The organism is Ruminococcus flavefaciens AE3010 (assembly GCF_000526795.1).
Classification (GTDB): Bacteria; Bacillota; Clostridia; order Oscillospirales; family Ruminococcaceae; genus Ruminococcus; species Ruminococcus flavefaciens_D.
In genome coordinates this window covers 2,096,352-2,121,372 of sequence record NZ_JAGT01000001.1, presented here as the reverse complement: position 1 = coordinate 2,121,372, position 25,021 = coordinate 2,096,352, and the positions used below count along the sequence as shown (strand labels likewise).

At 48.9% G+C, this 25,021-nt stretch carries 22 protein-coding genes; 20 read left to right on the top strand and 2 right to left on the bottom strand.

All coding sequences use genetic code 11. From position 1 onward, the window contains the following. The first annotated feature begins 245 nt into the window (after nt 1-245). From N774_RS19810 to N774_RS0109205, 6 genes are all read left to right on the top strand, one after another. Nucleotides 246-767 carry a DUF4190 domain-containing protein gene (locus tag N774_RS19810; RefSeq protein WP_024860966.1) on the top strand — a complete coding sequence of 174 codons (522 nt, stop codon included), beginning with the start codon at nt 246-248 and terminating at the stop codon, nt 765-767. Nucleotides 768-861: 94 nt separating this feature from the next. Next, nucleotides 862-1,275 (top strand): DUF4190 domain-containing protein, encoded by a 414-nt coding sequence (locus tag N774_RS19470; RefSeq protein ID WP_024860965.1) that lies wholly within the window; start codon nt 862-864, stop codon nt 1,273-1,275. A gap of 3 nt (nt 1,276-1,278) precedes the next feature. Beyond that, a complete protein-coding gene (locus tag N774_RS0109220; protein ID WP_024860964.1) occupies nt 1,279-1,674 on the top strand; it encodes a DUF2752 domain-containing protein in 396 nt (131 codons plus the stop codon). A gap of 109 nt (nt 1,675-1,783) precedes the next feature. Continuing rightward, complete coding sequence (locus tag N774_RS0109215) at nt 1,784-3,211, top strand: lipopolysaccharide biosynthesis protein (RefSeq protein WP_024860963.1); 1,428 nt, start codon at nt 1,784-1,786, stop codon at nt 3,209-3,211. 64 nt (nt 3,212-3,275) lie between these two features. Further along, the gene (deoD, locus tag N774_RS0109210; protein ID WP_024860962.1) at nt 3,276-3,986 is read left to right on the top strand and encodes a purine-nucleoside phosphorylase; all 711 of its coding nucleotides are present in this window, start codon (nt 3,276-3,278) and stop codon (nt 3,984-3,986) included. A gap of 399 nt (nt 3,987-4,385) precedes the next feature. Further along, nucleotides 4,386-4,949: a DUF4190 domain-containing protein gene (locus N774_RS0109205; protein ID WP_024860961.1), complete on the top strand. Its 564-nt coding sequence runs from the start codon at nt 4,386-4,388 to the stop codon at nt 4,947-4,949. Nucleotides 4,950-5,097: 148 nt separating this feature from the next. Here the strand turns inward: N774_RS0109205 and N774_RS0109200 are convergent, their stop codons facing one another. Then, a complete protein-coding gene (locus N774_RS0109200; RefSeq protein ID WP_024860960.1) occupies nt 5,098-6,471 on the bottom strand; it encodes an ABC transporter permease in 1,374 nt (457 codons plus the stop codon). Next, nucleotides 6,458-7,198, bottom strand: a complete 741-nt coding sequence (locus N774_RS0109195; RefSeq protein WP_024860959.1) for an ABC transporter ATP-binding protein — start codon at nt 7,196-7,198, stop codon at nt 6,458-6,460. The genes N774_RS0109200 and N774_RS0109195 overlap by 14 nt, the downstream gene beginning before the upstream one ends. A gap of 422 nt (nt 7,199-7,620) precedes the next feature. Here N774_RS0109195 and N774_RS0109190 point away from each other — a divergent pair, with 422 nt between their 5' ends. From N774_RS0109190 to rplB, 14 genes are all read left to right on the top strand, one after another. After that, nucleotides 7,621-10,554: an extracellular solute-binding protein gene (locus tag N774_RS0109190; protein ID WP_024860958.1), complete on the top strand. Its 2,934-nt coding sequence runs from the start codon at nt 7,621-7,623 to the stop codon at nt 10,552-10,554. 169 nt (nt 10,555-10,723) lie between these two features. Further along, entirely contained in the window at nt 10,724-11,662 is a 939-nt protein-coding gene (locus tag N774_RS0109185) for a carbohydrate ABC transporter permease (RefSeq protein WP_024860957.1), read from the top strand. Between the two features lie 12 nt (nt 11,663-11,674). Continuing rightward, the gene (locus N774_RS0109180) at nt 11,675-12,553 is read left to right on the top strand and encodes a carbohydrate ABC transporter permease (RefSeq protein WP_024860956.1); all 879 of its coding nucleotides are present in this window, start codon (nt 11,675-11,677) and stop codon (nt 12,551-12,553) included. Nucleotides 12,554-12,771: 218 nt separating this feature from the next. Continuing rightward, nucleotides 12,772-14,274: a hypothetical protein gene (locus N774_RS0109175; RefSeq protein ID WP_024860955.1), complete on the top strand. Its 1,503-nt coding sequence runs from the start codon at nt 12,772-12,774 to the stop codon at nt 14,272-14,274. Next, nucleotides 14,271-14,900: a Yip1 family protein gene (locus tag N774_RS0109170; protein ID WP_024860954.1), complete on the top strand. Its 630-nt coding sequence runs from the start codon at nt 14,271-14,273 to the stop codon at nt 14,898-14,900. Before N774_RS0109175 ends, N774_RS0109170 begins: the two co-directional genes overlap by 4 nt. A gap of 12 nt (nt 14,901-14,912) precedes the next feature. Then, nucleotides 14,913-17,729 (top strand): DUF5696 domain-containing protein, encoded by a 2,817-nt coding sequence (locus tag N774_RS0109165; protein ID WP_024860953.1) that lies wholly within the window; start codon nt 14,913-14,915, stop codon nt 17,727-17,729. Nucleotides 17,730-17,732: 3 nt separating this feature from the next. Beyond that, nucleotides 17,733-18,671 (top strand): carbohydrate ABC transporter permease, encoded by a 939-nt coding sequence (locus N774_RS0109160; protein WP_024860952.1) that lies wholly within the window; start codon nt 17,733-17,735, stop codon nt 18,669-18,671. 12 nt (nt 18,672-18,683) lie between these two features. After that, entirely contained in the window at nt 18,684-19,694 is a 1,011-nt protein-coding gene (locus tag N774_RS0109155; protein ID WP_024860951.1) for a carbohydrate ABC transporter permease, read from the top strand. A gap of 152 nt (nt 19,695-19,846) precedes the next feature. Continuing rightward, entirely contained in the window at nt 19,847-21,661 is a 1,815-nt protein-coding gene (locus N774_RS0109150) for a glycerophosphodiester phosphodiesterase family protein (protein WP_024860950.1), read from the top strand. 462 nt (nt 21,662-22,123) lie between these two features. Next, complete coding sequence (gene rpsJ / locus N774_RS0109145; protein ID WP_009985001.1) at nt 22,124-22,438, top strand: 30S ribosomal protein S10; 315 nt, start codon at nt 22,124-22,126, stop codon at nt 22,436-22,438. A gap of 110 nt (nt 22,439-22,548) precedes the next feature. Continuing rightward, nucleotides 22,549-23,181, top strand: a complete 633-nt coding sequence (rplC, locus tag N774_RS0109140; protein WP_024860949.1) for a 50S ribosomal protein L3 — start codon at nt 22,549-22,551, stop codon at nt 23,179-23,181. A gap of 17 nt (nt 23,182-23,198) precedes the next feature. Beyond that, entirely contained in the window at nt 23,199-23,822 is a 624-nt protein-coding gene (gene rplD / locus N774_RS0109135) for a 50S ribosomal protein L4 (RefSeq protein ID WP_024860948.1), read from the top strand. After that, nucleotides 23,822-24,115, top strand: a complete 294-nt coding sequence (gene rplW, locus N774_RS0109130) for a 50S ribosomal protein L23 (RefSeq protein ID WP_024860947.1) — start codon at nt 23,822-23,824, stop codon at nt 24,113-24,115. Before rplD ends, rplW begins: the two co-directional genes overlap by 1 nt. A 72-nt stretch (nt 24,116-24,187) precedes the next feature. After that, nucleotides 24,188-25,021: a 50S ribosomal protein L2 gene (gene rplB / locus N774_RS0109125; RefSeq protein ID WP_024860946.1), complete on the top strand. Its 834-nt coding sequence runs from the start codon at nt 24,188-24,190 to the stop codon at nt 25,019-25,021.

Genomic DNA, 25,021 nt, shown 5'->3' with positions numbered 1-25,021 from the left:
TGGTTTAAATACAACCTCCTTAATTTATGGCACTGCCGCCTGAACTGCGGCAGTGCCGCTCTCTTTATAGGGGAAAATAAAGGCTTGCTGCGGGCTGCGTTTATGATCACAATTTAAATATTTTAAATAAAAATTTCATATGACATCATAACTTTTTCCAATAATTTTTGTCTTTTCTATTGACAAAAATCGACTAAAGTGCTATACTTTACGTATTATAGTACCTTTAGGGAGGAATTTTAATAATGGATAACAATTACAACAACGATCAGCCAAATGGCTTCGACAGTCCGCCAAATTTGACGCCTGATCCTGAGACACAGCAGAACAGCTTTGACAGTCAGCCAAGTGTGACACCAAGTCCTGAGACACAGCAAAACGACACTGCCGGTCAGCCTAACGCAGCACCTGATTTCAATCAGGCACCTATGGGGGATTCTTATAACGGAAATGCACCCTACAATGCTCCTTTCAACGGAAGCGCTCCTACATCAGCGGGCGGTCCTAAGGGCAAGGCGATCGCTTCAATGGTACTCGGTATTGTTGCAGTTGTTCTGGGCTGCTGCATCCTTACAAGATGGATAGGTATCATATGCGCTATTATCGGTCTTGCACTCGGTGGTATAGCTATCAAAAAGAATGAGGACGGCAGAGGAATGGCTATTGCAGGTCTGGTTTGCAGCATAATCGCAATTGCATGGTTCCTTTTAGGTCTTATTCTTCTTGCAGCAGGTTCAGCTCCGTTAGGTTTAGCTGCATTTTCATAAAGCGGAAATAAATGCTTTCGGTGGATCGAAAACGTTTATTTTATAAATACCGATCACGGTATAATTTATTTTTAATTTAAAGGAGAGTTTTATCATGGATAACAATTATAATAACAATCAGAACGATTACCAGAACAATGGTCAGGTAAATGCTGATCCGTATGCTCAGCCTGCATTTGATCCATACAGCAATTCAATGGATCAGACACCCAAGTCAAACGGTATGGCTATCGCTTCTCTCGTACTCGGTATCATTTCAATAGTTATCTGCTGTACTACATGGCCCGGAGGTATCCTCGGAATCCTTTCTGTTATCTTTGGTGCAGTATCAATAAAGAAAAACGGCAAGAACGGTCTGGCAGTAGCCGGTCTCGTATGCGGTATAATTGGTACGCTCCTTGGCTTCGGTTATATGATCGTTATTCTCGTTAAGGGCGAAGCACTTATGAGCTGGGCTGAAAAGGCAGCTGAGAATGCCAATAAGGCAGCTATCTTTTTTAAGAAGTAATAAATGTCTAAACGTCTGAGAGCAGCAATTGCGATCGCTGTGCCCATCATGGCACTGGTCCTTCTTGCGCTCAGAGATAGAGTTATCGGACTGGCAAAGAGTCTTCCGCCATGCACTTTCCATAAGGTTACAGGCTATTGGTGTACGGGCTGCGGAAATACCAGAAGCTGTATTGCTTTATTGCACGGCCATATATGGACGGCAATAAGGAACAATGCAACTATGCCCTTTCTGTCACTGCTGCTGTGTCTGCTGTATGCTGAGAATCTTGCAGCTGTATTCGGTAAGGATATAAAGATCCTTCCGAGAAAAACGTGGATATGGATGATAGTGATAGGATTGTTCTTTGTGTATTTCATAATAAGGAATTTCATTCCTGCACTTGGTCCGATCTCTTAAAATATCAATAAAAAAGCTTCCGTTTCGGAAGCTTTTTTTGCTTGGACGTTGATTTATTAAAAATTTCATGTTATAATATTAGCGTATTATATTATGCGGAGTGTGAAAAATGAATAAATATAAAAAACTGGTCTTTAATACGGGGATCTTTGCTATCGGAAGCTTCGGTGCGAAAATACTTAATCTTCTGCTGACAAGGCTCTATGCCCTGAATCTGAGCGATACGGAATCTGGTATAAAGGGACTTCTTGAGCTTTCACTGCTGTTTTTGCAGCCTATATTCACCTTTGCACTTCAGGAGTACCTTATCCGCTTCGGTCTTGATAAGGAGTACGACAAGCGTGAGGTGTTCTCGACTTCGGCTGTCATAACCTCAGCAGGTATGATGCTCATGGCTATCACTGTGCCGTTCCTGAGCCGCATGTCCTCGCTGAGCTATATGAAGGGCTTCACCGTGATGCTCATAATCTATGTCATCATGTCGTCCCTGAGAATGCTCTGTCAGAACTTTGTCCGTGCAAGGGACCTTGTAAAGCTGTTTTCCATAGACGGTATCCTCGCCACACTTACTCTGCTGATATTCAACCTCATTTTCATCTCACATAATCACTGGGGAGTAAAGGGCTTCCTGCTGGCAGCTATCCTTTCCGACGCCTGCTCGGCGGTTTTCCTGTTTATTGCAGCTAAGCTCCATGAATACGCAGGTCTGCGCTATTTCAACAAGGAGCTGGGCAGGGAAATGATGCATTTTGCCGCACCTCTTATCCCTACCATAGTAATGTGGACCATTACCAGTCTTTCCGACAGACTTTTCATAAACAATATGAAAAGCGACCGCGTTGAGCTGGGAACGGGTATGGCGGGGATCTACGACTACGCCAACAAGATACCCAGCCTTATATCCATGGTATCCACCATATTCTATCAGGCGTGGAGCATGTCCGCAATAACGGAGAACTCCTCCGCTGACCGCAACAGATTCTACGAAAAGGTCTACTCTGCCTATGAAGCCGTGCTCTTTATGGCTTCCGCAGCGCTTTTCCTTATAATAAAGCCCATAACATCGTTCATTGTACCTTCAAAGACCTATTCCGAGTATGCTGATGTATATATTTATACTCCCATACTTGTGGTGGCAGTAGTATTTATGAGCCTTAACCAGTTCCTCGGCAGCATATACTCAGCTACCAAGCACCCCAAGAACTCCTCATGGACAGCCCTTGTAGCCTGCACGGTAAATATCGTGATGAACTACTTCCTCATACCCGAATGGGGCATACAGGGCGCCGCATTTGCAACATTCCTCAGCTATATCATCTGCTACGGCGCAAGAATGATAGACGCAAGATACTATGTGCCGTTCAGGTTCGATATGATAAAGACTCTGGTGAACACCGTATCACTGCTGCTTATGAGCGTTCTCATCATAGGAGCGCCTAAGCTTTATATGCTTTGGGTATCTCTGCTGTTCGTGCTGGTAATGTTCATCAATTATCAGGCGCTCATAGATACAGCAAAGAAGCTTCTGAAACGATAATGCCGCTGCGTGCGACATTCAACTCTCAATTCTCAACTCTAAACTAAATAAAGGAGGGCTAAATATGCCGACACCACACAACAATGCAAAGAATGGCGATATCGCTAAAACAGTTCTCATGCCTGGAGACCCCCTGAGAGCAAAATTCATTGCCGAGAATTACCTTGAAAACGCTGTATGCTACAACGAGGTCAGAGGTATGCTGGGCTTTACGGGTACCTATAAGGGAGTTCCCGTGTCCGTGCAGGGAAGCGGCATGGGTATGCCTTCTATAGGAATATATTCATGGGAGCTTTTCAACCAGTACGGCGTGGAGAACATTATCCGCGTAGGTACGGCAGGCGGCGTTGCTGACAATGTACAGCTCCGCGACGTAGTCATAGGCATGAGCGCAAGCACAAATTCAGCCTATGCATCGCAGTACAGACTCCCCGGCACATATGCGCCTACAGCTTCATGGCATCTCCTCTCCGCAGCAGTAAAGGCAGCAGAGACAAAGGGCGGCAGCTTCCATGTGGGAAATATCCTGTCCAGCGATACATTTTATGATGATGCCGACAGCCTTGCCGACTGGCAGAAAATGGGCGTGCTTGCTATCGAAATGGAGGCAGCGGCACTTTATATGAATGCTGCAAGGGCAGGGAAGAACGCCCTTTGTATCCTGACAGTTTCCGACTGTCCGCTGAAAGGCCTTTCCACTACTGCTGAGGAAAGACAGACTACTTTCCGTGACATGATGGAGATAGCTCTGGAGACTGCATATTCATTGAAATAATGTGTACCCGATAACCGCCGTCAGGCGGTTATCACTATTAATGGCAGAAAAAGCCTTAATAATACTGTTTTTTCTGCATTTTCAGCTGCCGAGCATAAATTAAAACAAGAAAAAATAAAATATTGAGGAATTTTAAGATAACTTTAAGATTATTTTAAGGTTGGGACGATATATTATAAGTGGATTAAGTAATCCCCCAATTCCCCTTCTATATTTATTCATTTCATTTGTTTAGGCTATGCATTATTGCATAGCTTTTTACTTTTATGGAGAAACCGCTCCGAAATCGGGAGTTCGGGATATTTTTTTGCTGTTTGACTTGCTATTTTTTCGCTTTTATGATATAATATCATTATATATTATTCTCAGTATTTTTTCGTATAATTTAAGGGGGCAGGCATGAATAACAATAACTACGGCGAAAATAACGAGACAGTTCAGAATAACGGAGCTTATCAGCAGAATAACCCTTACCCGCAGAATAATCCATATCCGCAGAACAATAACGGGTATCCTCAGCAAAACGGCTACCCTCAGCAGGGCGGTTATCCTCAGAATTATCCGCAGAACAATAATTACATGAACAATCAGCAGCCGTATTACGGCGGCTACCCTCAGCGCGGCGGTTATCCGCAGAACTATCCTCAGGGCAATTATCCTCCGCCTCCTATGTTCAACAATCCTTATGCTGCTCCCGATCCGAAGGAATTGGGCATGCCGGGCTTCGGCATAACGTCGATGATAATGGGTATATTATCTATTGTTGGCGGACTGTGCTTCTGGGTAGGCGGTGTTCCCTTTGCAGTTCTCGGTATCATATTCGGTATCGTGGGTATGATAGTCAAGGGCGGCAGAGGAATGGCGATCGCAGGACTTATTTTGAGCGTGTTCACACTTGTGGGCGGCTACATTATCTGGGACTTCATTTCAGGCGGTCTGCTTGAAGAGCTTGGGATACGTTAGTACAAGGCATAAATTGGTTTACATAAATATACGGCAGGGCAGCTCGGTCAGGGCTGTCCTGCTGTATTTTCAGCGTATACTGAAATAAAAAGGCGCAGCAGCTCCGCACGGGAACTGCTGCGCCTTTTCATGGGGAAAGGGAAGAGGATTAATCCTCGGTGGTTTTGCTTGATTTTTTGAACTTGGACTTCTGTCCGAGATTGAGCGAGATAGTGAGTATCTTGTCTGACTTGAAAAGCTTGAGAGCGAAGAACATCACTACTGCGAATACAATTATCTGATAGCCGAAGCCCAACCAGAATGCGGTGGTATTTCCGAACATGAGGTTTGGCATGGCGGTGAATGTGTGAGTAAATGGGATAGCATAGATGACTGCCTTTGCTGCTGTAGGAAGCGAGCTTATATCAGTGAACATGGTTATCATCCATGGTATCATCACCAGCATTACTATAGGGAGTATCATGGTCTGAGCTGACTTTGAGTCATTGACCAGAGCTCCCAGTATGATCGATAATGCAAGGCATATCATTATGGTGATGAAGAGCTGGGCTCCTATGAGCAGGTAATCCGCTGCACCCAGCTGAAGTCCCAGCTGCTTTAAGGCGTCTCCCGACGACATTATGGTGGAAAGAGCAGTGCCTGCGGGCTCGGAAGCGTCCTTTGGCAAGCCCGACGCGATATCCGAAGTCATTGAGGACATCATACCCGTAGTGTATGATGTGAAGCCGATCATCATTACGCCTGCGTTTAAAAGAGCAACGATGGCGGCTGCCAGCATTTTTGCTGTTATAACCGAACCTCTTGAAACAGGTGTGGATAACAGAGTTTCCAGAGTTTTGTCGATCTTTTCGTTTGAGATAGAAGCGATAAGTGACTGTGAAGTCATCATTATGAGTATCACAACTATGAGCGGAAGTATCATATTCTGCATCATAAGCTTGGTCACTATCGAGCCCATGGATACCTTTGCGGACTTATCCGCAACTACCGTATGCTCGGTAACTGTCAGAGGATCCTCGATAGTCATGAGCTGTTCCTTTGTAACGCCCTTCTGGTCTGCCATTTTCTGTGAGACGTAAAGCGTTATTGCGGACAGGGTATTTTCGGGACCCGAGGTCATATTGCTGAATGCTGCCGCACCCTTGACCTTGCTTACGGAGAGTACCTCGGGCTTTTCGCCCTTTTCCACAGCTTCACCGAAGCCCTTGGGTATCAGTACGAAGCTTTTCAGCTTCTTCTGAGCTTTAAAGGCAGAAGCGAGATCGTCTTCAGCAGCGGATACAAGGTTTATCTCATTGCCGTTTGCTTTGAAGTGATCGAGCATTTCGCCTGTGAAAGCGGAATCGTCCATATTACAGATGTGAAGCGTAGTGCTTTTTGCTTCCTCGACTATCTCGCTGGTAGCTGATTCCATGACATGTCCCATAATGAAGAATATAGCCAGCATAAATATGAGGGAGAATATCATCTGTTTGTTAATGAGCTCCGAGAGCTCTTTCTTGAGCAGGTTAATGAACTTCATTCTCTTTCACCACCCTTTCAAAGACATTCTCGAGGTTGGGCGCTTCATAGCGTGCCTTGAGCTCGTCGGGGCGTCCCGTCACCATAAGGTGACCCTTTGAGATGATGCCGACGCGGTCGGAAACGAACTCTATCTCGAGCATATTGTGTGATGAGAGAAGGAAGGACATCTTCTCTTCTGCTGCAAGCTTTTTTATCATTTTGCGTATCTCGATAGCGTTTAGAACGTCGAGACCGCTGGTAGGCTCGTCAAGGATAGCGAGCTTTGGTTTTGTCATTACAGCTCTTGCAAGGAGAAGCTTACGTATCATACCGCGGCTGTAGCTGCCGATCTTGTCGCCCAGCCTGTCGCCGAGACCGCATATTTCCTTTGCGCGGTCAACGTATGAATTGAGCTTATCTATATCTGATGTAAAAAGCCCTGCCATGAAACGCAGGTACTTGATACCTGTCATCTGCTTGTAAGCGCCCGCCTCATCGGGAAGGTAGGTTATGTTTTCCCTTACCTTGTCGGGAGCCTTTATTATACTGTGACCTGCCACCACAGCGTCGCCTGCTGTTGGCGTCAGCAGAGTGGAGATCATTCTGATAGTAGTGGTCTTGCCTGCGCCGTTGGGACCGATAAGAGCAAATATCTCGCCCTCGGCAATTTCAAAAGAAACCTTGTCTGCTGCCAGCACTTTTGAGTACTGCTTGGAGAGTTCCTTTACTTCAAGTACGTTTGCCAAAAATCTCTCTCCCCATATAAAATATAGTAGTGTATTTAATGCTTTTTCTCTACTCATATCATACCACATAAAGGGTAAAATGTCAATACAATATGTAGAAACGCAAGCAAATTTTACACTTTTTTAATATTTCTGAAATTGGCACGTCCAATTTTTAAAATCGGAAGAAAAAAAACTGGAGCAACTTACAGTTTATTATTCTTCTCATTGTACAGTATTATCATAAAAATCGTTGATTAAGCTAAATTATGAGTGGTAAAAAATATTATTTATATTTCAGAAACAGCCATTTTCTTGACATTGTACCATAAATTTGTTATACTGATTTTTGAAGAAAATGTACAGTCCGCTAAGTCAGCGGCATGACTGTCAGTGCGCATGTTTTGCGCTTTTTTATTTGCTAAAAGGTGGTGAGGTCGGAGATGAACAGGTTACTGCGCAGATTTGCCGCAGGAGCTTTTGCGCTTATCATGGGAGCACAGGCTTGCATGGGCGCAGCTTCGGCTTTTGCTGCTGAAAACAGCGTGTCCGCAGAGACTGCCGCAGCCATGGCACGGGACTACTATGCGATAGAATCCTCTGAGACGGAGATACCGTCCTACAGCGAATATTACGATATGTATTCCGACAAGCCCATGAGCGGCAGCGGGATATTCGTCAGTGCCGCCGATTATTCGGCTTGTGATAACGGCGATATCACCGTGGGGAGCTTCATCGACGACAGCGGCGAGAGCCGTGACGGGGTGCTGCTGTGGAACAGCTCCGACGGAGAGGTCACTTATGATATTTATGTACCCGAGACAGGGCGATACTGTATCGGCGTGAGCTACTGCCCCATGATATCCGTCGGCTCGGATATAGAGCTGAAATTGGAGGTGGACGGCAGTCTGCCCTATGATACGGCTTCGAGACTAAAGCTGAGCAGGGTATGGGTGAACGAGCGCGAGATATACACTGATATGCGCGGCAATCAGGTGCGTCCCTTGCAGGTCCAGCGTACTATGTGGCAGGACTGCTTCTTCGGGGACGTGGACGGGCTTTTCAGCGAGCCTCTATTCATTTATCTGGAGAGAGGCATGCATGAGCTGAAATTCAGCTCCGAGAGAGCTCAGCTTGCCATTGAGAGCTTCACTCTGAGAGCTCCAGACAAACTGCCCACATACAGCGAGTATGCGGCTTCTGTGGGAGCTGATATGACCGTGGAGGGTACTCCCTCGGCAAGCTTCAGAATAGAGGGGGAGAGCGCGGCTTACAAGTCCGATCCTACTCTTTACCCTACATATGATAACAGCAGCTACCTTGTGTCTCCTGCTGACCCGAGAAAAATGGTGTACAACACCCTCGGCAGCGGCAGCTGGAAAAAGGCGCTCCAGACCGTAACGTGGGAGATACCTGCGGATAAGGTGGGTGCAGGGGGCTGGTATAAAATAGGCATAAAGGCGCGTCAGGATCAGATACGCGGCTTTGACTCCAACAGGCGCATATATATCGACGGTGAAGTCCCCTGTCAGGAGCTTGACCGCGTGAAATTCAGCTACGACACGGACTGGTCAGTGGTTAGTCCCAAAAGCGGCGGCGATGACATATACGTATGGCTGGAGGGCGGAAGAGCCCATACCATTTCAATGGAGGCTGTTACGGGAGATATAGGCGATTATCTCCGCAGCCTTGAGAGCGTCATAAAGGAGCTCAATGTCTACTACCGCAAGGTGCTGATGATAACGGGGCCCAATCCCGACAAGTATACCGATTATTATGTACATGAGAAGATACCCGAGCTTCTGGACAGATTTGAGATAATCTCCATTGAGCTGAGAAATGTTCAGAAGGGTATCGAAAGTCTCAGCGGCTCAAAGGGCTCGGAGGCGGCTGCACTGGAGAACATGGCGGTTATCCTTGACAAATGCACTGAAAAGCCTCTCAGGATACCCAATTACCTCGGTCAGATAAAGGACGGCAGCGCTGCTTTGTCGGCGTGGGTCAGGGACAACCGCGACCAGCCTCTGGAGATAGACTATATTGAGTTCGCAACTGCAGACAGGTACTTCACAAGCTGCGACGAGAAGCTGGGAAAGACACTGAAATTCGGGCTTGACGCCTTTATCGGCTCATTCTTCGAGGACTACACCACACTCTCCGACGTTACAGGCGAGGAAGCCATAAACGTCTGGGTATCCCTCGGACGTGATCAGGCACAGGTGGTCAAGGAGATGACCGAGAATCAGTTCATGCAGGAAAAAGGCATACCCGTGTCCGTGAATCTTGTCACAGGCGGCGTGGTGGAAGCGTCTCTTGCAGGGAAAGGTCCCGATGTGGCGCTTTTCCTCGGGGGAGAGTTCCCCGTGAACCTTGCCATAAGGGATATGCTGGTGGATATGTCACAGTTTGAGGACTTTGACGAGGTCAGGGGGCGTTTTCAGCAGAACGCCATGACCCAGTACAGCTACAACGGGGGCTGCTACGGACTGCCCATAAGCCAGTCATTCCCTATGATGTTCTACCGCACCGATGTTCTCACGGAGCTTGGCTATACATCGCCGCCCGAAACATGGGACGGGCTCAGGGATATGCTGCCTGCGTTGCAGAGAAACTATATGTCCGTGGGACTTGTGCTCCCACCCAACAATATCTCACCTGCAACGGAGACAGGTCACACCTTTGCCCTGCTCATGCTGCAAAAGGGTAAAAATTACTACAACGAGGAGCAGACGGCGTCTTCCTTTGATTCTGTGGAGGCAGTCCAGTCCTTTGAGGAGTGGACAGACTTCTACACGAAGTACAGCTTTGAGCAGACCTACGACGCGTTCAGCCGCTTCCGCACAGGTGAGTACCCCATAGTTATTGCAAATTATACATTCTTTAATCAGCTCACGGCGGCAGCGCCTGAGATAAACGGCTTGTGGGACTTCTGTCCCGTGCCGGGAACTGTCCGCGAGGACGGAACAGTGTCTCACGGGGCGAACTCCAACGGCGCAGGAGCTATCATCTTTAATAAAGTAAAGAACAAGGAAAACGCATGGGAGTTCGTGAAGTGGTTCACGGATACTGATACTCAGGTGCAGTACGCGGCGCAGATAGAGGGACTTCTCGGTACTATGGGACGTTTCGATACTGCGAATGTGGAAGCGCTGGGACAGCTCTCGTGGTCAAAGGACGAGCTTTCAAGGCTTCGGGCACAGCAGGCTGAGCTTGAGGAGATACCCGTTACGCCTGCGTCCTATGCGGTGACCCGCAATATAATGAACGCGTTCAGAGAGACTATCAACGAAAAGAAGAATCCCCGTGATACCCTTATATGGTACAACAGGGACATAAACGACGAAATAACGCGAAAGCGGAAAAACCTCGGACTTTAAAAAGTTGACAGTTGAGAGTGGAGAGTTGAGAGTTATGGTATCGCCTGACGGCGATAAAATTCAGATATGTCCGCGTTAGCGGACACAACAACTCTCAACTCTAAATTCTCAACTCTAAATTCTCAACTCTAAACTGATCTAACGGCTTAAAAGGAAAGGAAGTGAGCATATGGCAGTCAATGTGAAAGAAACAGATACAAAGGGCAAAAAGCGCGGCAAAGGCGAGCTCCTGAACGAGATAAAGCGCAATAAAGCCTGTTATGGCATGATAGCGCCCTTTATGATATTTTTCATAGTGTTCACGGTAGTGCCCGTGCTCATGTCCCTGCCAATGGGCTTTACTGACTTCGACATGGTAAGAGCGCCCAAGTTCGTGGGACTTTCCAACTTCACCACGCTGTTCCTTTCCGATAAGATCTTCATACGCTCCATAAGGGTAACTATCGTTTTCGCCCTGCTCACAGGACCCGTCAGCTATGTTCTGTGCTTCCTGCTGGCATGGCTCATAAACGAGATGAACCCAAAGCTGAAAGCCGTATTCACGCTTATCTTCTACGCGCCGTCAATGGCGAATGTGTATACCGTATGGCAGCTCATCTTCAGCGGCGATATGAACGGCTATGCCAACTCCTTCCTCATAAATCTCGGTTTTATCACAAAGCCCATACAGTGGCTCACCGACGGACGGTACGTTCTCGGCGTTACTATAATAGTACAGCTGTGGATATCCCTCGGAGCAGGCTTCCTTGCACTCCGCGCAGGCTTCCAGAATATAGACCGCTCCATGTATGAGGCGGCGGCTATCGAGGGCATACGCACACGCTGGCAGGAGCTCATTTACATCGTTATTCCCTCAATGGGACCGCAGCTCATGTTTGCGGCGGTAATGCAGATAGTAAGCTCCTTTACCGCAGGTACAGTTGCTCAGAACCTTGTGGGCTTCCCGAGTACGGACTACAAGGCTCATACCATAATGACACACGCCTTCGACTACGGCTGGCAGCGCTTTGAAATGGGCTATGCTTCGGCGATTTGCATGATACTCTTCATTGCAATGTTCCTGTGCAACAAGCTCATAGCCAAGGTGCTGGGCAAATATATGGACTAAGGGGGCGGAGCTTTGGCAAATGTAGATACAGCGAAGCTTCGCGCTTCAAACAGACAGGCAGGCAGAAAGATAGGCGGCAGCGTTTTCATATTCCTGCTGCTGACTGTCCTCGGACTTTTCATGGCTCTGCCCATATATCTCACGGTGGTAATGTCAATAAAGCCTGTGGAGGAGCTCTTTGTGTTCCCGCCCAAGCTTTACGCCGTAAGACCTACTCTTGACAATTTCGGCGATATGTTCAGAGTGCTCCACCAGAACCGAGTGCCGTTCTCAAGGTACGTGTTCAACAGCGTATTCGTAACGGCTGCGGTGACGGTGCTGCAGTGCTTTTTCTCGTCAATGGCAGCATTCGTATTGGCAAAGTGCAAATTCCCGGGCAGCAAGCTCATAAACGGACTGATAGTGGTGGCTCTGCTGTACCAGAGCAGTGTCATCTACATAATGCAGTACATCGTTATGGCGAAGCTGCACATGATAGATACATATATGGCGCTGATATTCCCTGCTATAGCCTCGCCTATGGGACTTTTCCTCATGCGGCAGTCCATAAGTCAGGTCCCCGACGCAATGATAGAGGCGGCAAAGGTGGACGGCGCAGGACTTTTCCGCATATGCTGGCAGGTGGTTATGCCCAATCAGAAGCCTGCACTTATGACCCTGATAATATTTGCATTCCAGGGCGCATGGAATATACAGACGGGCTCGGTGGTCTTCAAGGAGCAGTACAAGACCCTGCCTACAGTGGTATCGCAGGCGGCTTCATCGGGACTTGCCCGTGCAGGCGTAGCAATGGCTGCGGCAGTATTCCTGCTCATACCGCCAATTGTAATATTCATGCTGGCACAGCGTCAGGTCATCGAGACCATGGCACATTCGGGCATTAAGGAGTGAGCCTTTAGGCTTGTAGGGGCTGCCTTTGGCAGCCCGTAATGGCGAATGATTTATTGACAGATAGTTGAGAGTTGAAAGTTGCGGTGTCGTCTGCGGCGACATTATTCAAATAATGTGAGCGAAGCGAACACAATAACTCTCAACTATCCATTCTCAACTCTCAATTCGCCCAATATTCGGCGAAGCAGAATATCGGGCGGTGAAAGGAAGTGAAGCAAATGAAGTCAAAACTGAAAAGATGTATCACGGCTGCGGCTGCATTTGCTGCACTTCTTACTATGGGCGTATCCTCGGCGGCAGCGGAGGGAGCTCCCTATGAGAGCTACAACTACGACCGCTGGGGCGACGCTATACCATCACAGGCAGGCTATCTCCCTGACTGCACACTGTCGGGCATCGACATGGGCGTAGGAGCTTTTGAAAGTCCCAGCGATATCTTCTTTGACAGCAGGGGACTGCTCTATATTGCCGATACAGGCAACGACCGCATAGTTGTGACGGGCAGCGGATTTGACGGCGCTGAGCGCATATACGACCGCTTCACCATGCCCGACGGCTCTGAGACTTCTCTCAAACAGCCTATGGGAGTTTATGTTTCGGCAGAAAAGGGACTTATTTATATTGCCGACACGGAAAATGCCCGTGTACTTGTATCGGATATGGACGGAAACGTTCAGTGTGAGATGACCAAGCCGGAGTCCGAGGTCTACGACCAAAAGCGTACCTTTCTGCCCCAGCGTGTAGTGGCTGACAAGGCAGGCAACGTATATGTAGTCCTCGGCAACATCACCACGGGAGCGGCAATGTTCTCTCCCGACGGCGAATTCATGGGCTTTTACGGAGCAAACCGCGTTGCACCCACTGCAAAGATAATCAGCAATTACGTCAGGGGACTTTTCATGTCCGACGAGAAAAAAGCAAACAGGACGAGGACTGTCCCCTCGGGTATCACAAGCTTTGATATGGAGGGCGACTTCATCTTTACCTGCACATCGTCCATGACCAAGTCCACCGATATAGTCAAGAAGCTCAATGCGGCAGGAAATAACATCTTCGCTGACAGGGAGCTCTATTTCGGCGACTACAAGCCCGTTTACGACGCAACTCAGAACAAGATGTACTCGCCGTCCATGGTGGATATCGATATTTCCGAGGACGGCTGCATAAACTGCCTTGACTTTACAACGGGCAGGATATTCCAGTACGATGAGGAGTGCAACCTGCTCTTTATTACGGGAGCTGTCGCAAAGCAGACAGGCGGCTTTGACCATGCGGCGGCTGTGGAATCCTACGGGGACAAGCTTTATGTTCTGGACTCCTCAAAGGATACTATAACCGTATTCAGAGAGACCTCATTCGGAAGCATAGTCCACAAGGCGTCATCTCTCTACAATGACGGATATTATGAGGAAGCTCTCGGTCCGTGGCAGGAGGTCCTCAAACGTGACGGCAACTACCGCAGAGCCTATGTGGGAGTGGCTTCGGCGCTTCTGCGCAAGGGCGACTACAAGGGCGCAATGAAGTACGCAAAGCTCGCGGACGCAGGTGACATATACAACAAGGCTTTTGAGGGCAGGCGCAGGGAGTTCCTGAAAGAAAACTTCACGGCTATAATAGCTGCGTTGGTGGTAGGCGCGTCAGCTCTCACAGCTTTTGGAAAATACAGGAAAAAGCGCGGAGCTGCGGCAAAGACTGAGAAAAAGGAGGCGGAGCAGCTATGATGGATCTTACACAGAAGCAGTGGGTAAGACATGCTGTGACCCACCCTGTGGAGGGCTTTGAGGATATGCGCTGGAAAAAGGCAGGCTCTCTGAAAATAGCCATGCTTATCGTTGTGCTCCTCTTTTTCGGCGAGATAGCCTACGGACGGCTCTACGGCTTTCAGTTTTATATAAGCTACGACAAGACATTTAATATAATCCCGTATATCGTGCGGAGCTTCGTGCTCTTCGGCGCATGGGCAGTGGGAAACTGGTCTGTGTGCACTCTCCTTGACGGCGAGGGAACTCTGCGGAATATCAGCATTTACAGCGCCTACGCTCTTATACCCTATGTGGCGCAGCTCTATCTCAACGTCATACTCTCCCATTTTCTCATACGCGACGAGTACGTCTTTATGCAGGTCATAAAGTTCATAGGCGTGGGCTGGACGGTGATACTGTTGTTTTCGGCGGTAAAGTCGGTACATCAGTACAGCTTCAAAAAGACCGTCCTCGCCATAGGATTCACACTGTCGGCGATGTTCATCATGCTGTTCCTGCTGGTGCTTTTCATGTCACTGATACAGCAGATATACATCTTCATATCCACCATTTACACCGAGCTCTCCTACAGAGCTAAGGTCTGAGAGGCGGCAGCTATGGGCAGAATATCAAAAAGGCTGCTGCTTTGCCTGCTTGCAGTATCGTCACTGACGGTATCGGGCAGCGTGTATGCGGAGGAAACGAGCAGCGAAGCTGCGACCCCAGCGGCTGAAGCCGCCGACGAAAGCGCTGAGCCCGAAAAGGCGAAGCGCTACGAAGCCGAGGAAAAGGCGGAGCTCTCCGCCGCGGACGCAGAGAAGTATCTGAAAAAGATAGGCTCCGCCGACGGCTTCGACGTGTACATCAAGGAGGATAAGTTCGAGGATAAGCTCTGGGAAGCCGCAGGCGGCAAGCCCAAGAGCAAAAAGGACTACACCGAGGAGCAGCAGCTCCTTGCGGACAAGATAGCCGAGCTGAAAAAGCTGGGTGAGCTTGTTATTATAGATAAGAAGACGAGCAGGGCTGCGGCAAGCTTCAAAAGCGGCAGCAAATGCGACGAGGGAAAGCTGTGGGTCAGCGACGCAGGCAGGTTCTTCGTCATTACCGACGAGGATGCTGCAAAGGTCGTAAGGCTTCGGCAGATAGTCTCAACTCTTGACAGCAAGTATGCTTTTATATCTTCCGACGGAAAGACGCTGGAGCTTCTGCGCAAGGACATGAAGCGCCCCGACGAGGAGTTCACATACGACGGTACTGAGGACGGAAAAGCAGTCTACAAGTCCCAAAGCGGCAGCTTTGCATGGCTCACTGCGGACAAAAAGCACTATCTCGGTGCATTCCGCTACGGAGCCGAAAACGACAGCTTCCGTATGCTTGTTGACGACAGGACTGCCATATTCGGCATCGAAAACAAGGAAACAGGCTATATCTGGTGGTCGTCGCCTCTTGAAGCCTCTCAGGACAAGCTGGCTACGGGACTTCTTGCGGACGAGCTGCGTTCGTCGAATATGCTGAGATACGGCGTGCCACTGAGCCGCTCGGGCAATAATATGCTCCGCTCGGGCAGCGACAGCGACTGCGTTTTCACGGTCAGCGATATACAGGGCGGTATCCGCGTGGTATACAATTATACGGGCGCAGGCTTCAAGTATCCCGTGGAGTACACCCTTGAGGACGACCACCTCCGCGCAAGTGTAAAGGTGTCGGAGATAGAGGAGAGCAACTCCTCCAATATCGCCACGGAAATGACGGTGCTGGGCAGCTTCGGTGCGGCTTCCGACAAGGAGGAGGGCTATTTTGTAGTCCCCGACGGCAGCGGTGCGCTGATACGCTTCAACAACCGCCGTACCTTGCAGAACAACATCTATCAGCAGCGCGTTTACGGAGCTGATGTTACGGCTGTGCCCCAGAACAGGGGAGCAGTCACCGAGCAGATATACATGCCCGTTTACGGCATAGTAAAGGATGACAACGCTCTCCTTGCAGTCGCGGCAAAGGGCGACTCCAACGCCTACCTCACAGCCAATGTGTCAAGGCAGTCCAACAGCAGCTACAATATCTGCAATTTCACGTTCATTCTCCGCGGCACTGACAGCTTCTACATGTCGGGAAACAACCGCGATAAATATACTGTTTTCGAGCGGGGAGCCATAAAGTCCGACGACATCGAGATGCTCTACTACCCCATATCCAAAAAAGGCGCGGACTACGTTGACGTTGCCGAGCGCTACAGGCAGTATCTACTTGATGAGCAGGGCGTGAAGATACGCAGCAGTGCGGACAGCGCCCCACTGTATCTTGACCTTTACGGCGGTGTAATGAAGAAAAAGCCTGTGCTGGGCATACCCATATCGCTTAAAGCTTCCCTTACCGACTACGGACAGGCAGCTGATATCATCGGCAGTCTCAAAGACAGCGGCGTGGGAGATATGGTCATATCCTACAATAACTGGACAAACGACGGCATAAAGAATAAAATAGACACCGACGGCAAGCCCTCCGGCAGGCTGGGCGGAAAAAGCGATTTCAAGGCGCTCACCGACCTTATAGACGACAGCGGCTACAGTCTCTATCCCGTGTCCGATAACAGGGACTTCCGCTCGGGCAACGGCTATTACTCCTTCTCGGGTACGGCTGTTAGGGTCTCGGGCTCATATTCCCGTATCGTCAGCTACGACAAGGCTTACGGCGTTCCCGACGGCTTCAGAAAGAACCTGTCCCTGCTCTCCCCAAGCTATTACTCCGAGATATTCGGCGATATAGCCGAGAACTACTCCAAGGCAGGACTCAGCGGCGCAGCTCCTGCGGGACTGACGGCTTCCCTGTACGGCGACTACGGCAAGAAGAACATTTCCCGTGCAAAGGCTGAGAAGCTTCTCATCGAGGGCTGCAAGACCATAGACGACAAGCTCAGCGGCGGCATACTTGCAGACAGGGCAAACGCCTATGCTCTGCCCTATGTGAGCCATATCACGGGAGCTCCCATGACTTCAAGCAGGTTTGACCTTTTTGACGAGGATATACCATTTTATCAGATAGTGCTCCACGGAGTCATACCCTATTCAACGACGGCTGTGAACGGCAGCCCCGACCCTGAGGAGGTGCTTCTCATGGCGGCGGCTACGGGAAGCAATATCAGCTATGACATGATATACGAGGAGACGGGCGAGCTCAAGGATACTGAGCTTGACCGGCTGTATTACGCAAATTACAGCGGCTGGACGGAGACTGCCGCAGAGGACTACAGGCTGCTTGCGCCGCTTCTGAGTGCGGTGTCCGACAGCTTTATCATGGGCTATGAGCAGGAGGGCGATACCATAACCACCGAGTTTTCAAACGGTACAGTGGTAACGACCGACCTTGAAGCCATGACCGTGAGATACAACGGCTCTGTAATAGAGCTCGGCAAAAACAAGGAGAAAGGAGAGAGCTGACCCATGAGCGCTAAAACGGAAGCTTTGGCAAAGACTGCAAAAAAACGCCGCAGGCTGTCATATGAACGGCGCAAAGCCCTTTACGGCTACGGCTTCATAGGTCTGTGGCTGGTGGGAACTGTTCTTTTCTTTCTAATTCCTCTCGGGAAGTCACTGTGGTACTCCTTTTCAGATGTTTCCATAGACCCCGGAGCTGTACGCACAAGCTTTGCGGGGCTGAAAAATTACTTCACCGTTATAAACGAGGATCCTTATTATACGGAATATCTGGGAGAGGTGCTTCTGGAGACTCTCTGGAAAACTCCCCTGATACTGATATTCTCGCTGTTCATAGCAGTTATACTCGACCAGAAATTCCACGGCAGGACTCTTGCAAGAGCGGTGTTCTTCCTGCCTGTTATCATCGCCACAGGTCCTGTGTACAGGATAATCAGCGGCGATATGGACTCTACGGGCAACTCGGGGGCGGCACAGTTCTCTACCATGTTCTCCACTGATCTGGTGGGAGAACTCATGCAGTTTCTCGGCATCTACGACCTCAGCGACAGCATGAGCACCTTTATCACGGCTGTTGCGGACAATGTATTCGGCATAGTCTGGAGCTCGGGCATACAGATACTTCTGTTCCTTGCGGCTTTGCAGAATATCCCTCCCTCGGCAAAGGAAGCCGCTACCATGGAGGGCGCTACGGCGTGGGAGTATTTCTGGAAGATAACCTTTCCCTACGTGGGACCGTTCATACTGGCAAATCTCATATTCACCGTCATAGATTCCTTCACTAATCCCATGAACAAGGTCATGGAGCGTATCTCAGCCATGAGAAGTCAGTTCGACTTCGGTGAGGCGGCTTCAATGGCGTGGATATACTTCGTAATAGTTCTTGCGGCTATAGGCATTATCACAGGCACGGTCAGCAGGTTCATCTATTACGAGAACGAATAAGGGGGTGAGCTTATGGCAGAAGAAACTGTAAAGGCTCAGACCGCAGACCTGAGCAAAAAGGCTTTGAAGCAGCAGCGCATGAAGGCTATGTCGCCAAAGGAGCGGAACTACTTGCTGAGACTGGCTGTGAGGAACAGGATATGGAAGGTATTCAGATTTGTCATACTCTTCGGACTCGGCTTCGTTATCATGTATCCGCTTCTTTATATGATAAGCTGCGCTTTCAGGGAGCGGGCCGACATGAGCGACCCCACTGTAATGTGGATACCCCGTCACTATACCTTTGACGTTATCACAGAGACTCTCGACGCTATGGACTACTGGAAAACACTGGGGACTACCCTTTTGCTGAACATAGGCTGCTCGCTGTTTCAGGTGGTATCCTGTGCCATAACGGGCTACGGCTTCGCAAGATTCAAGTTCAGAGGAAAGAGACTCCTCTTCGGAGTAGTCATAATGATGATACTTGTACCGCCTCAGGTAATATCCCTGCCGCTGTACACACAGTTCCGTTACTTCGGCATAAATGGACTTTTCTCACTGAACCTTATCGACACCAAGCTGACTATGTATCTCCCTGCCATGACCGCAAACGGCATACGCGCAGGACTTATGATACTCATATTCCGCCAGTTCTTCAAGGGCATGCCCCGAGAGCTTGAGGACGCTGCCTATATCGACGGCTGCGGACCGTTCATGACCTTTGTCAGGGTAATGGTCCCCAATGCGGCTTCGGCATTCCTGACGGTATTCCTGTTCTCGGTGGTGTGGTACTGGAACGACTACTATGTGAGCAGTACATTCTTTACCAACACCAAGACCATAGCAATAATGCTGTCCAATCTGGACAACGAGCTGAGGGCGAGACTTTTCGATGACCCCACGGTGCAGATAAGTCCGAGGGAGCAGATAGTCTGGAAGGAAGCGGGCTGCCTGCTGAGCATAGCTCCCGTGCTGCTTATGTATGTGTTCTTGCAGAAGCATTTCACAGAGGGCATAGAGCGCTCGGGACTTGTGGGATAAGATACTATCCTGACAATTTATATATGATTATAAGAAAAATATATCCGTCTTTCGCTTGAAAGGCGGATATTTTATTGACAAAGGGCTGTATTGCGCGTATAATTGAATTATATCCATACGGCGGTCATAGCCGTTATTTTTCGGAGTTTACAATGAAAAAAATATTAAGATCCGCAGGAGTATTCCTGAGAGCAATGCCCCACTTCCTCGTTTTTGAACTGCTCTTCAAGCTCCTGCTTCTGGCGATAGGTACTCCCGTACTGGCTCTGCTGCTGAAGCTGACCATGAAGATATCGGGCATAACCTATCTCAACGATGAGAATCTGCTGGTCTACTTAAAGCACCCTGCGACTATCGTCGTTATCATAATGATGATCTTTGCCTATGCCTTTTTCTCCTTTGCGGAGCTGTCCGCGCTGGCAGGCTGCTTTGCATGCTACAGCAAAAAGGAGCGCATCTGGGCAGGAGGAATGTTCAGAACAGGCGTCAGCGCCTTTGCAAAAGCTTTCAGAGGCTCGGGAGTTCTGCCTTTTCTTGCGTATATGGCAGTAATGCCGCTGGCACAGTTCTCGCTGTCCTCGGGAATGTTCATGGCACCGCTCATGCCGCTGCTGAGGCGGATATTCTACTCGGTCAGCAGCAAGGCTGCCATTGTGTCGTATGTTCTGCTCCAGCTGCTTTTCATAATCCTCATGATAAGCGGCTGCTACAGCATACACTACCTGATACTCACAAAGAACTCCTTCCATGACTGCGTAGAAAAGAGCAAGCAGAAAATGAAAGGGCAGCGCTTCAAGATGATATTCATGATGTTCCTCTGGAGCATCTCCGTGGTACTGCTCATAGGCATAGTAACATTCGGTCTGAGCTTTCTTATAGTATTTATCATAAAAGGCTTTTCGAGTCCTAATGCTGCGTTCAAGACAGCGCTTAAAGTGCTCCGCTACACATGGAGCATATTCACGGCTGTATCCGCTTTCTTCTCAGCTCCTGCGGTGATGTGGTGGCTGACGGAGCGCTTCTACGAGGACGAAAAGGAAGAGGAGATACTTCTCCCTAACCGCAATGAGAATAAGCTCCTCTTCAGAAGCAAGGTGATTATCGTTACGGTGATGGCGGCAGCGGGACTTGTTATGAACCTGTCCTATGTCAAGGCTCTTTACCGCGGAAATATCAATCTTAACGTGGGCATAATCACCCGTACACAGGTAAGCGCTCACAGAGGCTTTTCCAAGAAGGCTCCCGAGAATACCATTCCTGCCTTTCAGGCTGCTATGGACTGCGGCGCGGACTTCATAGAGCTGGACGTTCAGCTCACAAAGGATAAGCAGCTGGTGGTCATACACGATGATAAGCTTGACAGAACTACTGACGGAAAGGGCTTTGTAAGGAACCACACCTATGACGAGCTTATGCAGCTGTCGGCGGGAAGCTGGTTCGGCAAGGACAATGAGTTCGACGATGTACAGATACCGCTGCTGTCTGAGGTGCTCGACCTCGTTGGCAAGGACATAATGCTGAACATCGAGATAAAAAAATCAGGTGACCCAAAAGCTACAGCCGAAAGCGTAGTGGATATGATAGAGGAGTACGGCATAGTGAATTCCTGCTATGTGACCTCGTTCTCATATCCTGCCCTGAAAAAAGTCAAGCAGCTCAATCCCAAGATAAAGACGGCGTTTATCGCCAATCTGGCGACGTCAACTTCCTATGCGCAGCTGCCATACATTGACGCAGTGAGCATGAATTACCTGTTCGTCAATCAGAGCGTGGTCAATACCGCCCATCATCACGGCAAGCGCGTTTTCGTCTGGACAGTGGACAGACAGAGCGAAATGCAGAAGATGATGGCGCTGGGCGTGGACAATATCATCACCGACTGCCCTGATAAGGCTCTCGAGGTGGTGGACTCACAGAAGGTGGGAGATACCGTTCTTACGGTGCTGAAATCAATATTCGGAAGCTGATGTGCGGCAGCTCCTGCGGCAGAGATAAGTCCGCAGGAGTTGTTTATGATATATTGTTAAAACAAAATTATCGTTCATTAAAAATTTACAAATACAATTTCTGCAAATTGTTGATTTATCCCTTTATATATGATATAATTGATTACGTTGAGTGCGCTGAAATGCGCGCTGACTGCAGAAGATATGCGTTGAAGCGGAAGGTTGCTGCCGGTATGGCAGGTAATTTCCGTGGAGTATGTCCGATTTTAAACCGGGCGAATGGGATATCGAACACAGTTTGTGGTTATGGTTCACGCAGCTTGCGTATGCGTGGATTATGCTCTTTTTGTGCTCATATTATGCTAAGACCGCTCGGAAAACATCAGTTTTTCGAGTTTTTTTATCAGATGAAGCATGAAACACACGGAAGCGTGTGATATTCCAATCTGCGTCCCCGTAATTAATTCCAAGGAGGCGAAAATAATGGCAGTCAACGAAAAGATCAGATTCAAGATCAAGGGTTACGATCACGCTACTGTTGATATTGCAGCAGCTAAGATCGTAGAGGCAGCTAAGAGAAGCGGTGCAAGAGTTTCAGGACCTATCCCGCTCCCAACAGATAAGGAAGTTGTTACTATCCTCAGAGCTGTACACAAGTACAAGGACAGCCGTGAGCAGTTCGAGATGAGAACTCACAAGAGACTTGTAGACGTTATCCGTCCTACAGACAAGACAACAGCTGCTCTTGACAAGCTTGAGATCCCCGCAGGCGTAGACGTTGTTATGGAAGTCAAGTAATTGACTGAAATTACGCTTGAAACTACCGCTCGGGAAGCGGAATGACGGTGATCCGTCGGTCACGTTGATGTGTAAATCATCAACCAATAACCTAACAGGAGGAAATGAAAATGCAGAAAGGCATTATCGGTAAGAAGATCGGTATGACTCAGATCTTCGACGAAGCAGGAAAAGTTGTTCCTGTAACAGTTGTAGAAGCCGGCCCATGTGTCGTTGTACAGAAGAAAACTGTAGAGAACGACGGTTATGCAGCACTTCAGCTGGGCTACGGCGACGTAAAGGTACAGAGAGTTAACAAGCCTATGAAGGGTCACTTCGACAAGGCTGACGTTGCTTGCAAGAAGGAACTCAAGGAGTTCAGACTTGCTGACTGCGACGCTCTTAACGTAGGCGACATCATCAAGGCTGATACATTTGCTGTAGGCGACGCTATCGACGTTGTCGGCACAAGCAAAGGTAAGGGATTCGCAGGTGCTATCAAGCGCCACAATCAGCACAGACTCAAGGAAACTCACGGTACAGGCCCTGTTCACAGACAGGCAGGTTCAATGGGTGCTTGCTCATCCCCTTCAAGAATCTACAAGGGCAAGGGCATGGCAGGTCACATGGGTGCTGAGCAGGTAACTGTACAGAATCTCGAGATCGTTAAAATAGACGTTGAAAACAATCTCATCGCTATCAAGGGCGCTATCCCCGGTCCTAAGGGCGGTATCGTTTATATCGTTGACAGCGTTAAGGCTTAAGGAAGGAGGAAGCGTATATGTCTACAATTTCAGTATTTGATATGACAGGTAAGCAGGTTTCCGAGACAGAGCTTAACGACGAGATCTTCGGAATCACTCCCAACGAAGGCGTTATGCACGCTGCAGTTGTTAATTACCTTGCAAACCAGAGACAGGGCACACAGTCCACACTTACAAGAACAGAAGTAAGCGGCGGCGGCAGAAAGCCCTGGAGACAGAAGGGTACAGGCCATGCAAGACAGGGCTCTATCCGTGCTCCTCAGTGGGTACACGGAGGAATAGCTCTCGGTCCTAAGCCCAGAGATTACAGCTATTCACTTAACAAGAAGGTGAAGAGACTTGCTATGAAGTCTGCGCTTTCTACAAAGGTGATCGATAACAACATGATCGTTCTTGATGCTCTCACACTTGAGGATTACAAGACAAAGACAGTTGTTGATATGCTCAAGGCTCTCGGCGTTGAGGGCAAGGCTCTCATCGTAACAGCTGAGGCAGATTCAAAGGTGATCAAGAGCGCAGCTAACATCCCAGGTGTTAAGACTGCTGCTGTAAATACACTTAATGTATACGACATTCTCAACTATGACAAGTTCATCATTGTTAAGAATGCAGTAGGCAAGATCGAGGAGGTGTACGCATAATGAAAGCAGCTCAGGATATCATTCTTAAGCCTGTAATCACTGAGAAGTCAATGGACGATCTCCAGACAGGAAAGTACACCTTTAAGGTAGCTAAGGACGCTAACAAGTCCGAGATAAAGAAGGCTGTTGAGCAGCTCTTCGGCGTAGAGGTCGCTAAGGTAAACACAATGAACTGCAACGGCCGCCAGAAGAGAGTCGGCAGATTCGTCGGCAAGACAGCAGACTGGAAGAAGGCTATCATTACTCTTACAGCGGATTCAAAGGCTATCGAGTTCTTCGAGGGCATGGTTTGATCCCCTATTAAATAAGTAAGAGAGTTATGGGAGTAATGCTCCCGCAAAAAATGCATTAAAGGAGAAATTAAAATGGCTATAAAGACTTATAAGCCTACGACACCTTCGAGACGTCAGATGACTGTAACTGACTACTCGGTTCTGTCAAAGGTTGAGCCGGAGAAGAGCCTTCTCGAACCAATGAAGAAGAAGTCGGGAAGAAACAGCTACGGCCGTATAACAGTTCGCCACAGAGGCGGCGGTAACAGAAGAAAGTACCGTATAATCGACTTCAAGAGAGACAAGGACGATATGATCGCAGTTGTTAAGACTCTTGAGTATGATCCTAACAGAAGCGCATTCATCGCACTCGTTGAGTACGAGGACGGCGAGAAGAGATATATCCTTGCTCCTAACGGACTCAAGGTAGGCGACAAGATCGAGTCAGGCGCTGAGGCCGATATCAAGCCCGGCAACGCTCTCAAGCTCGCTGATATCCCTGTTGGTACATTCATCCACGCTATCGAGCTTTATCCCGGCAAGGGCGCTCAGCTCGTAAGAAGCGCAGGCAACCAGGCTCAGCTCATGGGTAAGGAAGACAACTACGCTCTCGTAAGACTTCCTTCAGGCGAGATGAGAAAGGTTCCGATCAGCTGTAAGGCTGCTATCGGTCAGGTTTCCAACATCGATCACGAGAACGTAAACTTCGGTAAGGCAGGCCGTGTAAGAAACATGGGCTGGAGACCTACTGTTCGTGGTTCTGTCATGAACCCATGCGATCACCCACACGGTGGTGGTGAAGGTAAGTCGCCTGTAGGACGTCCCGGACCTGTTACTCCTTGGGGCAAGCCTGCACTTGGATACAAGACTCGTAAGAAGCATCACAGAACTGACAAGTTCATCGTAAAGCGCCGCAACGGCAAGTAA